This window comes from Nostoc sp. NMS9, assembly GCF_017114995.1.
Taxonomy (GTDB): Bacteria; Cyanobacteriota; Cyanobacteriia; order Cyanobacteriales; family Nostocaceae; genus Nostoc.
In genome coordinates this window covers 1-15949 of the sequence record NZ_JABXKL010000088.1, presented here as the reverse complement: position 1 = coordinate 15949, position 15949 = coordinate 1, and the positions used below count along the sequence as shown (strand labels likewise).

General features: G+C 41.3%; 12 protein-coding genes and 1 pseudogene. 3 read left to right on the top strand and 10 right to left on the bottom strand.

The window, feature by feature from the left end; genetic code table 11:
• The first annotated feature begins 5 nt into the window (after positions 1-5).
• Positions 6-2315 (top strand): hypothetical protein, encoded by a 2310-nt coding sequence (locus tag HWQ40_RS28400; protein WP_292784860.1) that lies wholly within the window; start codon positions 6-8, stop codon positions 2313-2315.
• Here HWQ40_RS28400 and HWQ40_RS28395 read toward each other — a convergent pair.
• From HWQ40_RS28395 to HWQ40_RS28370, 6 genes are all read right to left on the bottom strand, one after another.
• Complete coding sequence (locus HWQ40_RS28395; RefSeq protein WP_292784858.1) at positions 2290-3135, bottom strand: class I SAM-dependent methyltransferase; 846 nt, start codon at positions 3133-3135, stop codon at positions 2290-2292. The two genes, HWQ40_RS28400 and HWQ40_RS28395, sit on opposite strands and share 26 nt — an antisense overlap.
• A gap of 57 nt (positions 3136-3192) precedes the next feature.
• On the bottom strand, positions 3193-4395 hold the full coding sequence (locus HWQ40_RS28390; protein WP_292784856.1) for an FtsW/RodA/SpoVE family cell cycle protein: 1203 nt from the start codon (positions 4393-4395) through the stop codon (positions 3193-3195).
• A 241-nt stretch (positions 4396-4636) separates the two neighbouring features.
• On the bottom strand, positions 4637-6085 hold the full coding sequence (locus HWQ40_RS28385) for an ATP-binding protein (RefSeq protein ID WP_292784855.1): 1449 nt from the start codon (positions 6083-6085) through the stop codon (positions 4637-4639).
• A gap of 10 nt (positions 6086-6095) precedes the next feature.
• Positions 6096-6647, bottom strand: coding sequence for a heme NO-binding domain-containing protein (locus tag HWQ40_RS28380; RefSeq protein WP_292784852.1), 552 nt, complete (start codon positions 6645-6647; stop codon positions 6096-6098).
• Positions 6648-6950: 303 nt separating this feature from the next.
• Positions 6951-7685, bottom strand: coding sequence for an iron-containing redox enzyme family protein (locus HWQ40_RS28375; RefSeq protein WP_292784850.1), 735 nt, complete (start codon positions 7683-7685; stop codon positions 6951-6953).
• Complete coding sequence (locus HWQ40_RS28370; RefSeq protein WP_292784848.1) at positions 7682-8452, bottom strand: class I SAM-dependent methyltransferase; 771 nt, start codon at positions 8450-8452, stop codon at positions 7682-7684. Before HWQ40_RS28370 ends, HWQ40_RS28375 begins: the two co-directional genes overlap by 4 nt.
• A gap of 502 nt (positions 8453-8954) precedes the next feature.
• On the opposite strand from HWQ40_RS28370, the gene HWQ40_RS28365 reads away from it, so the two are divergent.
• A complete protein-coding gene (locus HWQ40_RS28365; RefSeq protein ID WP_292784847.1) occupies positions 8955-9959 on the top strand; it encodes a hypothetical protein in 1005 nt (334 codons plus the stop codon).
• 80 nt (positions 9960-10039) lie between these two features.
• On the opposite strand, the gene HWQ40_RS28360 is transcribed toward HWQ40_RS28365, so the two are convergent.
• The 4 genes and pseudogenes from HWQ40_RS28360 to HWQ40_RS28345 form a co-directional block, all read right to left on the bottom strand.
• On the bottom strand, positions 10040-10246 hold the full coding sequence (locus HWQ40_RS28360; RefSeq protein WP_292746978.1) for a phycobilisome linker polypeptide: 207 nt from the start codon (positions 10244-10246) through the stop codon (positions 10040-10042).
• A 222-nt stretch (positions 10247-10468) separates the two neighbouring features.
• The gene (gene apcB / locus HWQ40_RS28355; RefSeq protein ID WP_292784844.1) at positions 10469-10957 is read right to left on the bottom strand and encodes an allophycocyanin subunit beta; all 489 of its coding nucleotides are present in this window, start codon (positions 10955-10957) and stop codon (positions 10469-10471) included.
• A 65-nt stretch (positions 10958-11022) separates the two neighbouring features.
• Positions 11023-11511, bottom strand: coding sequence for an allophycocyanin subunit alpha (gene apcA / locus HWQ40_RS28350; protein ID WP_099100538.1), 489 nt, complete (start codon positions 11509-11511; stop codon positions 11023-11025).
• A 397-nt stretch (positions 11512-11908) separates the two neighbouring features.
• Positions 11909-15202, bottom strand: a pseudogene (locus tag HWQ40_RS28345) (phycobilisome rod-core linker polypeptide); the annotation flags it as partial.
• 555 nt (positions 15203-15757) lie between these two features.
• Here HWQ40_RS28345 and HWQ40_RS28340 point away from each other — a divergent pair.
• Positions 15758-15895 carry a hypothetical protein gene (locus tag HWQ40_RS28340; protein ID WP_292784841.1) on the top strand — a complete coding sequence of 46 codons (138 nt, stop codon included), beginning with the start codon at positions 15758-15760 and terminating at the stop codon, positions 15893-15895.
• Positions 15896-15949 lie beyond the last annotated feature (54 nt).

The window sequence follows — 15949 nt, the reverse complement described above, 5'->3', positions numbered from 1 at the left end:
ATGACATGCAAGCTAAATTCAATCCACTGCAAGTTATTATCAACCCACCTGGAATTCAATTTGGGATGCCAGGAGATGCGATTGAACTCTATATTGTTGTAATCAATCAGGGAGATCCGAGTGCGGTTATTGACTTATATTTTGTTTTTGACGAAGTATTTCAAAATTTAACCGGTTGGTCTAGTTCTCCTAGAGAAAGTTTAGCATTAGCTCCAGGGCAAAATAGTGACGAAGTAAGATTTGAGTTTCAAATCGCCGCAAATGCTCTCCCAGGAACCTATGACTATACACTAGTCGCAGATTCTCCTCTACATTATCCACAAGATACACCCATAACCTTCCCAAACCAAATTAAGGTTCTGCTAAAAGAACAGACCGCAATTCGGGTGAACGACCCGACATTTTCCATTAGACCTAACACCAACCCCAACAAACCGTTAATTTTCAATCCTAGTCAGCCTCTGCAAGTGGAGGTAATAGTTGACAATCGCTCTTATCTCGTAGACAGATTCCGCTTGAGTTGTCCAGATTTAGACGATGACTGGTTCACAATTAATTATCCTGCAACTGGATTTGAGGGACCAGGATTAGTGTCTGACGTGACTGCACTAGAACTCAATCCTGGTACTCAAGGTCAAATATTATTGAAATTTCACCCACCTGGGGATACCCTTGCAGGAAGCTATTCTCCGACAATCCGCTTGTATTCAGAAAACTCTCCAGACTTAGTACTGCTGGATTTGGTCTATATCCAAATTCCGACAAATTATCGCTTAGATATAGAACTTAATACCATCTTGGGACAAGTTAGCCGTAGCCTTGGCAAGTACGAATTATCACTCGCTAACCAAGGTAATATTGTCCGCGAACTGATATTAAACTTAAAAAGTCGAGACGAAGAAGAACTATATACTTACAAATTTGATCCCACTGAAGTAAGATTATTACCTAATAGAAGTGCTCTGGCTAATTTGACGGTCAAACCCAAACCTTGGTGGCGACGACCGTGGTTTGGTGCAGGGCTAGTGGTCAACTTTCAACTCAACATCAAAGACCAACAAAATTTACCCCTACCGAATACACTGCCTCAAGGAACTTTGGTATGGAAACCCCGTCCTTGGTGGCAATTTCTTCTGTTAATTTTGGCAATTTTGGGGTTATTGGGAGGGATAGGATTTATCATTTGGCGAATTTTAAACCCCGAACCTTTGAGATTAGAAAATTTTAGTGCAAATGACTCTCAAATTACTGAAGGTGATGAGGTAGCTTTAAACTGGGAAATTCACCCCTATAAACAGTTAACAAAGTTAGTTTTGACGGCTAAAGGTTCCCAACCTATTCAGCCTATTACTTATGACTTTAGCAATGGCATTCCTGAAACACTGGGTAAAGGAAGCGCTAATGAAATACCTCCTTGTCAGGTGCAAGATAAACAAGAGCTAATTTGTAGCAACGTTAAAACTGGAGTGAAAACAAAAGGGAATTACACTTTTGAGTTACAAGCCTTTTATCGCAATGGTATACAAATATTTTCCCGAAATAACCAAGTAGCACCGCCGCAAACTACCCAGGTAGAAATTGCGGAAAAACCAATTGCATCAATAATTGATTTTCAGCTAGATAAGCCACAGTATACAAAAGCTGAAAATATTCTTTTTAGTTGGACAATTGCACGTCCATTATTGCTATCACAACTTCAGGTTGTTGGCAATGCAGATGATGGTACATCTTATGGTGAACCAGTTACCTACAAATTTAATCAAGGCAATATTACAGACCCTAAACTTAAAAAACTATGTACACAAAAAAATCAACAACTGCAATGTAAAAATATTCCTTTAGTAGCAAATAAAGTGGGAAATTTTGCATTTGAAATCAAAGCTGTTTCTAACAATGGAAGCGACAAAATTAGTTCTAAAAAAGCTGAATCAAAAATTCAAATATTACCCAAACCATTTAAGATTGTCTATTTTAAAATCAACGGTAGTGAGCAACCAAATTTGGTTCTCAATGAAGGGACATCTGCTATTCTGAGTTGGAGAGTAGAGGGAGAAAATATTCAGGTTAAACTTCTACCATACGGCAATGACGTTCCAGCAGTTGGTTCAATGAAGTTTCCAGTCAATCAAGCCTTCCCCCCTCAAATCGGACTGCTAGTCAATGATATATCTGGTAAGCAACAACCCCAGCAAAGAGGATTTGCAATCACAGTGCTCAAAAAAGTAGAGCCTACTCCTATACCTGGCATTAACCCAATTCCACCTATTCTGCCACCTAACAATAGCCCATTTAAGACTCCCTTACCTCGGAGGTAACTTTTTGAGCGATGTGAAAAGCAGAGATATATGAAAGTTGCAGACTGCCTCCAAAATCATCTTCTATACAACGCCTCAATCCCAAAAATAAAGACTCTTTAGTTTCTGGTTCTAATTTTATGTATGGCGAGTAGGTGTTCAAAAGTGTTAAATATTCATCGACAGTGTAGGTTACTTCTGATATAACTTGTCCTGTTCTCAAGTTTTGGAATTGCCCCGAATCAATGGACATATTTCCTAATTGTCTCAAGATATATTCTTGAGTTTTTTGATCTTCATATCGGTTAAGAGATGGAGTATGTAGTTGATAGACTTGCGATAAACTTTGGTATATTTCGTAGCTGGGTTGAAGTTCCTTATTCCACAATAAAATTAGGTTGCCATTTTCTTTTAGGGCATTTGCTGCTTTTGGATATCCAACTTCTGGTGATATCCAATGAAAAGAACTGGCGGCTAAAACTGCATCAAATTCAAGTGCTTTAAGTTCCCACTCTTCAAAGGATGTGTTCTGTATCTCTACATTGGAATACGGTTGACAATTCTGTTGAGCTAACCGGAAAAAATCTGGATTGGGTTCTAAGCAGATTATAGAGCAACCCAATTGAGCGATGCCTACTGTTGCAGTTCCAGGGCCAGATCCCACTTCCAGAATTTTTGAGTTAGTGGAGAGTTGAGCAAGTTCCACAACTTGGTGAATCAAATCTTGAGGATAACGTGGTCTTGCCTGATTGTAAGCTTCTGCTGCCGGAGAATACCAATGTTTGCGTTGTTCGAGGTCTGTGCTAGAGTAGCTGATTATTGCTTGTTTTAAGTCTTCCATAATCTATTCAATTCCTGCAAAGAGCGTAAAACTTTGTCTATCGTAGCTTTTGCTAGCTCAATTCCTAGTTTTATGAAAAGCTCGGCGTCTGCTCCCATTTTCAAACAGAGGTTTTCGCAACGGTACTATCTCAGCTTCACTACTCTCACGTGCTACCCGAATCAACAACCCAGCAGCTATTAAGCTGGCAATCATGGAATTACCACCATAACTAAACATGGGCAAAGGTAAGCCAGTAGTAGGAAGAGAACCTGTAGCAACACCGATGTGGAGCAATGATTGTCCTACCATCAAAGTCGTCACGCCGATCGCTACTAATCTATGTACTATATTTTTAGCCTTCAGCGCCACAACTAATCCGAGAGTAGCGAATGTAGCTAAAAGTACCAACAACACCATACTGCCAACAAAGCCAAACTCTTCAGCGAACACCGCAAAAATAAAATCGGTATCTTGAATTGGTAAATAAAACAGCTTTTGTTGAGAAAGCCCATATCCAGCTCCCCAAGTTTTACCAGAACCCACAGCTAGTAGACTTTGCACCAACTGGTAGCCATCTCCTGTAGCATCCGCCCAAGGATTGAGGAATGACATCACCCGCTTACGCTGATACTCTTTAATACTAATACTGAGTAGTGCCAACATTACTCCACCAATTGCTGTTCCTCCCAGGTACTTGTAAGGTAAGCCAGCTGCTAGAGCAATTAGCCAGATAGTCATGCCGCAAAGTGCCGTTGTACTCAAGTTAGGCTGGGCAAGAATTCCTAAAAGTACCAGACCAAAAACGCCCAACCAAGCGAAGCGAACCTGCCAACTAATTCGTTCCCACTGACCAAAAAGCCGCGCACTTTGCAATACCAAAAAGGGTTTAATTAGTTCTGAAGGTTGAATCGGAATTGGCCCGATCGCAATCCAACGTGCTGCATCAAAAGCCTTTTTTCCCAACCCTGGGATCAGTGTGACAAAAATTAACCCCAAAAACAGCAACAAAAACCAATGGGATAATCCCAAAATTTTCTGCAACGGCGAATTAACAATAATATTGAATCCGATTAAGGAAACTAAGACCCAAAGCAGTTGACGTTTAAAGTAGTACAAACCATCATTTTGACGGGCATCAGCAACAGGATATGATGCTGAAAATAGCATGATCAAGCCGACAAACAGCCAAATCAAGGTTAACCAGCGCAACAACCGCGCTTCTAATGCCCAGTTGGAGACTGAACTATCAAAAATTGGAATCAGGTGGCGTAGATTCACGATCAGTACAGGTAAAAAGTTAGAAATTAGGAGTTAAAAATAAAACTCATAAATCATAACTTATAACTCATAAGTAGGCTTTACAACCATAAATCTTAGAGTTGTTAACTTCAATACACCACTAGTTCAATATTTCTGACAAATTGCAATCTCTACTCCGCAATAAAAAAGTAATATTTTATACTAAAGATTTAGAATTGCTATAGTTAAGAGCGATCGCTCGAAAATTGACTAAAAGTATTTATTTAATTAAACTTAATGATTTCACACAATGATCTGCTTGTTTGTTCATAGATAGGGGAATTTCAATCCAGAACTCAGTTCCCTGCCCAGGTTCTGATATACATCTTAGTGTTCCCCCATGTTTTTCAACTATAATCTGATAGCTAATTGATAAACCTAATCCTGTGCCCTTACCAACTGGCTTAGTTGTGAAAAATGGATCAAACAGTCGTTCCTTAACTGCTTCTGTTATTCCTGAACCATTATCGGCAATTCGGATTACACAGTTCGTTTCGATGATTTCCGTAGTAATTGTAATTATATTAGGATTAGCATTAATTTCTGCGATCGCGCGTCTACTATCATAGTTATCGAGCGCATCGATTGCATTACTGATAATATTCATGAATACTTGATTGAGTTGGCCAGCGTAGCAATCTACTAAAGGTAAATCTCCATAATTTTTCACTACTTTGATCCCAGGACGATCAACACTATCCTTAAAGCGACTTTGTAAAATCAGCAAAGTACTATCCAGTCCCTGGTGAATATCAACTCTTTTCTTCTCCGCCTCATCAAGACGAGAGAAATTCCGCAGAGACAAGACAATTTCAGAGATCCGTTCGGCTCCTACTTCCATCGAATTTAGGATTTTGGGCAAATCATCTAGTAAAAAATCTAACTCAATCTCCTTAATGTATTCTTGAACTTCTGACACAGGATTGGCATAAAATTGCTGGTAAAGATACACAAGATTCAGCAAACACTGCGTATAATCTTTTACATATTTCAAATTACCGTAAATAAAGTTAACAGGATTGTTAATTTCGTGAGCCACTCCTGCAACTAACTGACCCAGACTGGACATTTTCTCAGCCTGAACTAATTGGGCTTGAGTTTGTTGTAGCTCCCGGAGAGATTTTTCCAATTTTTTAGACTGAGCCTCAGCAATTTCAGCCAAATTCTCCTTGATTTGTAGCGCGCTCCGTAGTTGTGCTCTTTGCTGTTTCAGTTCACTTGTTAACTTTTTAGCATCAGCCAAAGCAGTATTCTGAGCTTGTAGTAGAAACAAGAAATCAACAATTGGGTCGTGAATTGCAAAGTCTTTGAGTTTTATACCCAGAGGAGCGAGGCTAGTTGTATCTGTAATCCAGGGAGAACCTAAAAAAAATATCACCTCCTCCTCTGGTTGATACATCATCTGACCCTTGAGATGCATTCCATTGTGGAGAAACTCTAATATAAACAGGGCACGAGACTGTTTACTAATAACATCAAAATCGACCAAAATTTTTGGACGATTGATCTGAAAATGCTGCTCAATCAATTTACCAACTAATGGTTCAGGACAAATGCGCCCGAAGACATCACCAGCTTGTACAATTTCCCGATTACGGTTAAAGGCAAAGTGGAAAGGAAAAGCTTTCGCCAGCAACTCTGGCGAAAGTGTAAGGTGAGGAGGAGCCATGCTACTGCACTCAATTTGGTTTATAAATCACTAAAAATTCATCATGTTCAGCACCCTCATCTCGACTTTGGGTTTGGGTAATATGAACTTCTGTATCAAACCTGGTTCCCAATCCCTTGACTAGTCCAAGAATCATTGGCGTTAACCCTTCTCTATCAGAGCGATAATGTAAGCTCAGAGAATTTTCTTCTATATCAGTACACTCAAATGATGGGGGTTGGAGTTTAGGAAAACTAACTCCTACACGAGCATGAAGATTATCAAGGTTTTCTAAAAACTCAGGGAGTGCATCTCCACTCATATCCATCAATTCGCCATAGCCTTCTTGAGCAGTGTACTGAACCCAAAATTCCCCAAAGGCTTGCATAATCTCTGAGGAAGATAAACCGAGAATGACACTAGCAGCTTTTACCAGCTTGTGGGTGATGTCATCGGGATAGCCTTCCATACTGAGGAAAACATCTACATCCACCTCTGCTTTCTGCTTGATTGTTTTCCAAGTATCTTCGCCAAAGCGACTGCACACCATGTCTTGAATCGCCTTGTTCACTAATCCGTACATGGAAGCCTCCTCTTGCTGTACCTAATTTTACTTTGTGAATTTGCCCAAGACTCGACAACTAATTTCTTAAAAAGCTTATTTAAATGACAAAACTTTCTGTAATCAAATCTTAAAATGTTTTATTACAGCTTTAAAAATCGAAAAAAGTAGGGAAAACTATTTGTACTTTATGACACAAGTTTTAATTATTACAACCGTATTTTAACTTATTCGCTTTACCTAGCTAGTTTTGAAGGTTTGTAGTAAGGACTTTAGTCCTTACTACGAACTTCTTTACCCATCAATTTAAGCTTGACAGACTAACTACAGGGATTCATCAAAAGGCAGCCATGAATCAGGATACAAGCTATATTTAGAGATTTGACGCTGAATACCGTTAAAAAATTGGAGACGAGCATCCATAGCTTCTGCAATAGCCAGCTTTATCTTGATATCTTCTTCATTCATGGTAATTTGAGGCTCAATCACTGCCGCTAGCTTCGCTGCATGACTATCATCCACATCAATATGGACTTCAAAAAAGATCAGCGATTCTTTGGGTAAAGGAGTAGCGCCAACAATTCCTTTGTATAGTTGCGTGTACAGCGAGCTAACAATCCCTTCGGAAGCATAACAGACGGCACCGAGTGCAGCTAAATAGCCGTACTTATGTGGCATCTGCAAGTAGGTTTCAATAAGGGCGCGAGTTTCAGGTGCAGTGGGTAGTGATGCTAGAGTTTCGTCGTGGATACCAAGTGCGCGGGTAAATTGACGAAATAATTCTGGGTGAGACTGAGTTATATCTCCGTGTCCCATTTCGTCAAATAGATTTTCCAAGATGACTAACTGACTACTTTCATCTTGGCAGCAAGACAAAATGCTAGCCAAAATACGATTAAATTCTTTGGAGAATTTGTACATCTGGACAGCTAGTACCTGTACGTCTGGTAAAAATAAATTTCCAGTCCGACAGCGCATTAAAAACTCATGATTCCATAGAGGATGATTAATCGTTATTTCACGGAAAGAATTTCTAACTAAAGAAGATGTCTGTGTCATCGTGATATTTGTAGGGCGAGATGAAGGGGTTGGTCAAGTAACGGGCTAAAAAATGATTCGTCTATTGCGATATGTTCTGGAGTCACACGCAATTCCTGTAAAATTGGCATCGTATTGAAGCCAGCAATTTTAAGAGCATTAAAGTAATCCTCAAGAGTTTTATGAATCAATTGCACATTTAGCCAAGAACCATCTCGTTTCCAAATACGACCAGGAAACTGTTGATCTCGCTTGCTGAAGTAGCCTGTACCTTCAACTTGAAAATAAAACGGATATGCCGCCTCCCGCATATATGGAAAAGATGGATGGGGAACGCTGAATACAAATCGACCGCCTGGACGAAGAATGCGTGCAACTTCTGCCATACATTCTTGGGTCTGAGCAATTGTCAAATAGTTAAATAGAAACACTGCAACAACTAAGTCAATTTCGCCATCATCAAACTGCTTGAGATTGGTAGCACATCCTACTTCATAGCTAATACCCGATGCATCTTCTATTTCTTGCAATTTTGCTGCTGCAATCATGCTTTCGGAAAGGTCTATTCCATGTACCCATGCAGCGCCACGTCGGCTTAATTCTCGACTACAATAACCTTCTCCACAACCTATATCAAGTACTCGCAACCCAGTAACAGGCTGACAAAGCTCTAGTACAAAAGGGCGTGCTGTAAAGTCTGATAAAGAAGTAGGTTCTCCTCTAATCCATTCTGATGCTGTGCGATTATATAAGTTTTTAGTTGAGTTTTTGTGATTCACATTTGACATTTTTAAGTATTTATCTATACTTGATTTATGCTTATCTTCATCAATTTAGTCTTGCTAGACTAAAATAGCTGATGTATATGTTTTAACAATTAATATACTTTGCTGAGAATGTTGATTTTACTGGTTTTAGTTTATTGATGAGTTTTGCGTTTAAAAACTATTCTTTTCCAAGGAAAAACTACCTTGAATATTATTAGCTTGTTAGTTTCTTTAAATATAAGCAGCTAAATTAGATTTAACTTCATAAAATGGAATTGTTACTTAGTTAACAGCAACTTTATATATAGAAATTTCGGTTTTTAAACTATAACTTCATCTGGGCTTTACTAATAAAGTTAAAATTAATTATTTTAATTAAGAAAATTAAGAAAAATAAAACAGTATATTTTACGAAGTATAAAGGGAAGAATATTGTTAATTTGTAATAGCCAGATTCGTTTTGCAAACGGAATGGCTTTGAATGTATGAGTTATTTAGCCGATTTAGAATAACGTTGGAAGAAATGATGTTAGAAGAACTGTTAGCAGAATCACCAGTGCGCGATCGCTTACAATATGAATGTGCGATCACATTTTCTCAGCTTGGCGATCGCCTATTTGATGAGCTTGCCGATAAAATTGCTACAAGGCGACAGTACCGACTACTGTTTGAACACACATTAAAGCCTGAATTATTTCAGCAAATCCGAATTGCTGCTGCGGGTTATATTTCAGCGTGTCTGAATAGTCCCATCATTCTTTCGGAAGCTGAAATGCTTGAACGACTACTGGAAGCAAGAAGTACTTTGCCGAACTACACCGGCACTGGTCTTTTGATGCCCAAGCGAGAACATACTTTGGCATTTAACCTCTTTCAAAAAAGCGTCGCAGAGGCTTTTTACCAACTAGGAGCAAATGACCTGATTGATGCAGTGGATTTACCAGTAAATCTCCGTATGGTCTACGGCAAGACTGACGCCAAGAAGTTGGGTTTGCCCTTTGCTAGCTCAAAGTGCCATAGCGATGTCTGGGCAGGTGTTGCTGCTGATGCAACTGTAGTGGTTCTACCATTATTTGGCGACATCGATAATATCACTATCGAAGCAGGTGAAATGCCCCGCGAAATGGAATTACAGTCCATGCAAGTGATGTCAGACTTTGATGAAGGTCGGGATATTCCGATGGTTGTCTCCTACACGGAAGCACAACTACAACACGGCACAATGTACTTTAATGATGCCCGTGGATTGCATCAAACAGTAAGAAGGAAAACTGAAGGTCTAAGAATTTCAGTAGATTTCCGGTTCCGCAGGAAATTCAATGAAGCTTACCGAGCAATGGTTGCACCTAATATTGGTGGTATTGAAGAAGATATGAGTGTGCCATATCAAGACTGGCTGAAGGTTGGGAAAGAAACGCTAATTGTGTTTGATGAAACTGTTGAACAGACTAAGAATAGACAGAATGCTGACGCTCCAGTTCCACTTTACACTCGCGGGTATCGCCTTTTAAATATGTTTAACTTTTGATTTGCAAAAATCTAAGCCATAAAAAAGAGGTCTTTCTCGACCTCTTACCAATTCCCTAAAATAATATTCTATTTACAGAATTACAACAAGCCAGTATTAGCGCCTTGCTTACCAGTTGCCAGTTCCACCTTGATGATTGTACCACCTGCTTTTTGAATGCGTTGCTGTTCGCGGAACCAGTTTTCATAAGGAACTAGCTTAGTGAAGTAAGTATTTTGCAGTTCGCGTTGGGTACGAATTCGGGTTTGGCTGGGAACTAGAGCAGTAATTTTAAACAAACGGGACATATTTTGAAAATCTCCTGTATACCTTGTGAAAACTTTTTTATCTCAAAATCTTGAGTGCAAATCTTTTAATCATTCAAAGGCTGGAAATCAAACATCAATACTAGACCACCAACACTCATCACTGATAATTTACCAAGATAAGCAATATAACGTTCTAGCACTCACGGTTGATTTCCAGACCTTAATAAAGCCGCACCTAAATTTTTAAGCGCAAACTAGTTCTTAGCTTAAGCCAGAGGAGATATAGTCTAAGTAAACACCGACTTCCTTACCAGCTTCGGAACCTACCAAGCTGGCAGCCACTTCTTTAATTGCTTGGATAGCTTGCACGGTAGCACCAACGGGAACGCCCAAGGAGTTGTAGGTTTCCTTCAAGCCATTTAGCACACGCTCATCTAAGATGGAAGGATCTCCAGCCAACAAAGCGTAGGTAGCGTAGCGGAGGTAATAATCCAAATCACGGATACAAGCAGCATAGCGGCGGGTGGTGTACATATTGCCGCCGGGACGGGTGATGTCAGAGTATAGCAAAGATTTTGCTACAGCTTCTTTGACGATCGCAGCAGCGTTAGCGCTGATGGTGCTAGCAGCACGTACCCGCAGTTCGCCAGTAGAGAAGTAAACTTTTAGCTTTTCTAAAGCAGAAGAGTCAAGATATTTCCCTTGAACGTCTGCGGAGTTAATGACAGCGGTAATTGCGTCTTGAGCCATGTTGTTAATTCCTTATTTCCAACCGTATTGCAATACTTCTGTTTAAGTAGGTAAACAGCTTTACCCTATCCTAGAAGGGCACCAACTAGGTAGTCGAAGTAGCCAGCAGCTTCACTAGCGTCATCACCAGAGAGCAATGATGTAGAGCCATTCTTCAGCCCACGGATACCTTCAGCAACACCATCGATAGGAGTTCCCAAGGACTTGTACAGTTCACGGGCACCAATAACACCAATTTCTTCGATGGGGGTGACATCACCAGCAACGATACCATAGGTAACGAGGCGGAGGTAATAATCTAGGTCACGCAGACAAGTAGCAGTCAATTCTTGACCGTAAGCGTTACCACCAGGAGATACAACATCAGGACGCTTTTGGAACAGTTGATCGCCAGCTTGCTTAACGAGCCGTTCGCGATTTTCTGACAAAACTTGAGCAATCCGCACACGGCGCTCGCCACTTGCAACAAAGGACTTGATCCGATCTAACTCACCAGGGCTGAGGTAGCGGGCTTCTGCATCAGCATTCACGATAGCTTTCGTGACAATACTCATTAATGGATTCCTCCAATACGAATGAAACCAGGATTTGATTAAACTGGTGCGACTTTGAGTTTGGTTTACTGAGTTTGTTTTCTCGTCCTTTTAGACACAACAGTTTCACAACTGCTACGGTTAAAAAATTACGAGTTTGCTTGAGTCAACATAAGTACACAAGCTTTCAAACTCAGCTACCTTCCGCAAAACATTTTCCGGCATTCTGTTGAGCATTTATGACTGCTCTTAATACTTTGTAATATTGCTTTTCAGAATTTACTGTTTTAACTGCAATCTGAGAGCGGTATTACGAAAGGTTACGAAGGTGACAGGGGACAGGTTACAGGGGATAGGGGACAGTAAATAATCTGTACCCTATTCCCTATTCCCGACTTCCTACTCCTTAATCAACCGCTACACTGCCGAGGTAGTTACCTACTGGCAAAGATGGGAAACGGTTGTAAGGTACAACATCTTCACCGAAGTAGCGGCTATATTCTGGACTTTCGACTATTGCTTCTACAGCAGCTGACAAACCACTATCGGCTAGCAGCTTGTTGTACTGGCCAATTTCTTCCTGAGTTGCAGGTGTACGCCCCAACAGATGATGGAAGAGGAACTCAATGACCTTGGCATGAGGGTAAGGTGATAAGAAGCGTTGGCGATAGATTTGGGAACTAGCTAGTTCACGAACAAACTCGCGGACGGAAATTTCACCATTCTGGAGTTTGCTATCTAGGTCAGTGCGACGGAAATGATCGGGCACTTCACCGCTAAATACATCCAATACTTGACGATAAATGGCGTTGATTGCCTGTTGTTTTTCCTCTTGGTTGGTGTTTTCTGTTAGACGGTAAATGCGTGCATGTTTACGCACTCCCATTTCCACAGTTTGTCCGCTAGCATCGTTGTAGGAACGACCTAGTTCAGCAAAGGATGGCTGACCATTTGTTTGGGCTGCGATATCCGCGATTGCCTGTAGCACAAGCGGTGTATCGTTACTAGCTCCGACACGGGCTTGTACTGGCTTAAAGCTTGGTACAACCACGTCATCGTTTTGCTTGGTAAGCTGGTTGTAAAGCTTCTCCGTATTCGGGAAGTTTGCCGCAGGTAGGGTCGGGAAGCGACGGTAAGGAACCGTATCTTCACCAAACACTTGGTTATATTCCACACTATCTACCAAAGCACCAATAAAGGCACGAATACCTTGAGTAGCCAAAATCTGGTTATACTTGCGGATTTCTGCTTGGTCTAGTGGCGCACGTCCCAAGAAGTGTTTGGTTCCCAACTCAATCACTTTGGTGTTGGGGTAAGGTGTGTAGAACTCTTTCAGGTAGAGGTTAGAGTAACCCAAACCTTCAATAAATTCCTTGACGCTAATTTCGCCATTTCCCAGCTTGCTTTCCCATTTGGTAAATTCGTTTTTGGCGATGTAGGGTGCAATATCCCGCTCAAATATCTGACGATACGCAGCGCTAATCAAAGTTTTGACTGCAACTTTGTCACTGGTATTGGCCACAAGCTTGAAGATTTTGGTCTGTTCCCGTTGCTTGCTAACACCTTGGTTAATGCGGAACTGAATATCTGGTTCTGACCGATTTTCTGTTACAGTACCCAGTGTCACAAAGCTCGGCGTTACTTCCTTCTTGACTTGAGTACCGATATCTTCGCCAATGCTACCAACACGCAATTGTCGCCCTGCTACACCACCAGGAGTCAGATATCGTTCGTAAGGAATTGTATCTTCACCAAAGGCTTCGCTGTATTCTACGCTGTTAATAATGGCATCAACCACCGCGTAAAAGCCTTGTTTTGCAGCGATATCAAAGTACTTGTTGATTTCTTGACGACCATAAGTCGGACGACCCAACAAGCGACGGTGAATATACTCGATCGCTTTACAAACATACAGCGATGACCAGTACAGATTGCGGAATACATCCGACTTAGCCAAAGCACGAATAAATTCCCGTACCGAGATGTCGCCGTTTTCCAGCTTAATTTCTAATACCTTCGGGCGCTGACCTTCGTAGACATCACGACCGAAAACTTGCAGGTAAGCAGCTCTAATTACTGCTTGCGTGGAGCTTTCGGAGAATCTGACGCTAGAATTTTTGGCAGCCTTTTTACCTCTAGTACCAGGCAGTTGATCTAACTTGAATACCTTGGGGCCAAGGGTACCTGGAGCTTCACCCCGCGCTCTGGGATTACTATTTTGGTTATTAATCCCTGCTCCTTGGTGAATCAGGATGCGTTTGGTATCCTTACTAAAAGGAGCCGGACTGGTACTGGGGTTGCGAGTTTCTTTCGGGAAAATCGCCCCAAACTGAATTTCCAAGGGGTCATTACCAGAACCGTAGGGATGTTGATCTGGTAGTGGTTGCTCGTAAGCCGCGAATGTGGTGATGAACTGAGGTATCTTGCGGAAAGGCGCACTGTAATTAAACAGGTCTTGCTGCGGTCCCCAGTTGCGACATTCTTGTGCTTCTTGACCCAGACCCCGCAGGTAGGGTACTGTTTCTTCACCAAAATAGTCGCTGTATTCAGCAGAATCTACTAAGGCATCTACTAAGGCTGGTAGACCACCGTTAGAAATAATCGAGAAGTATTTTTGTACTTCTTCGCGGCTACTTGGCCCCCGTCCTAGAATATGACGGAAAGCTAGCTCGATGACTCGGCTGTTAATAAAAGGCTGGTAAAACTGTTTTTGGTAAAGAGGAGATTTAGCTAAACGACGGACAAACTCTTTCACAGAGATGTCACCATTCTTAACCTTGGATTCCAGGTCAGATATGGATAAGCTATAAGCACGGGTAATGTCGCGCTCAAAGATTTGCCGATATGTAGCCTTGATTACCTCATTTTTTTCGCTAGCTGATAACCCAGTCTTCATCACAAACTTGGGACGACGTTCTGCTGCATTAAAGTAGATTTGCGGCAATTGCAACCCTTGCTGGTCGCTAGAGGGACGTTGGCGGACTTTGTTTGAAGGTGTGGCTGCTTTGAATTCTGTTAACAAAACATCCATGTACTGAGACACAATTTCTGTAGCCTCAGCATCGTTGCGGAAAAATGAAAGTGCCCCGGCTTTGATTTCCTGTAAAGCTACTAGCGTTGCTTCACCAGAGCAGGCATTTTCAATGATTTCCCGCAAGCCCCTTGTATTCACCGCTATGATGTTGGGGTCGCCAGCAACGATCGCATAACTAGCGTAGCGCAAGAACCAGGATAAATCCCGCAAGCTCTTGGCCATGTTGCTTGGGCCATAACGAGCAATGTTAATTGGTCTGAAACCTGCAGGTGTCGGCCCACTGGGGGATGAATTAAATATTGAGCGTAGATTTTCTAGGAACCCACCACGACTTTCAACGTAGGTTACGGTTCCCAGTTGCATCCCTTGCTGAACATTAGCACCAGCACTAACAGGTACTATTTCTATTTCTCTGGGCTTTTCTAAAAAAGCCATTGGCGAACCACCGACAAAAATCCGGTTGGCAGCTCGAGACACAATAATCTCGGCATTGTCCGTCAACGTCTGGGAAATTTCTAGACGTTTTGCACCAGATGCAAAATAGCTTGCCAGTTCATTTAATTCACCACTTCCCAAGAAGCGGTCTTGCTGCTCCGCTTGGGTAATTGTGGATACAGTTAGGGTTTGATATAGTTGCGGACGCGCAACCGAGCTTCCACCACTCGCCTTAACACTCATCGGATTTGTAAAACTCCCATCATAAGCGTTTATATGTTAAGTCTGGATTGTTTTGAGGCTTGACACATCGCTGTGTTTATGCTATATGAGCTTGAGAGTATTGCCTGCAAAACTGCCAGTAAATTAACCCAGTTAGCTTTTAGATTAGAACGTTTTGCGTTCTCAAGGCGGATTTATTAAGAAGTGTGTAGAACCTGTATCTTAAATGTCTCCAGTCTTAAAAGTGTATACTCCAGTTTGTCTGAGATTAGTCTAAGTTTTGTAACTAAGTAGTAGGTTGGGAACTGTCTACTGATTTCTTTTTTATTTAAACGCATAGGCGCTTCGCCTTCCCGCAGGGTAGGGGTGCAGAGGGAAGCGCAGAGGCACGCAGAGAATTAGCTATGGATTAATTAAAGGTTGCACTTAGTCACTGGACAGTGTTTATTAGTCGATACTAAGTGGTTTTTGCTACTGATAGACTCATATTCACAACTGACACCGTAGGGGAAGTAATTCTTGATTTGTGGTGGTTTGGTCTGCAAATAGTCAGTATTTACATACAGGATAAATACTATGGACAAAAGTTGTAATTTTAACTATTTATTCAATGCTACCCTATCTGCGATCGCAGTTATTTTGACTGTTACTCCTGCAAATGCACTTCCAGAGCAAAACATCAGCACCGTTGTTAAGTCGGCATCTTGCCATTAGTGTCAAGTTAAGAAAAATAGAAACTTGTCAAGTGGCTAAAGCTCAATAGTTAAA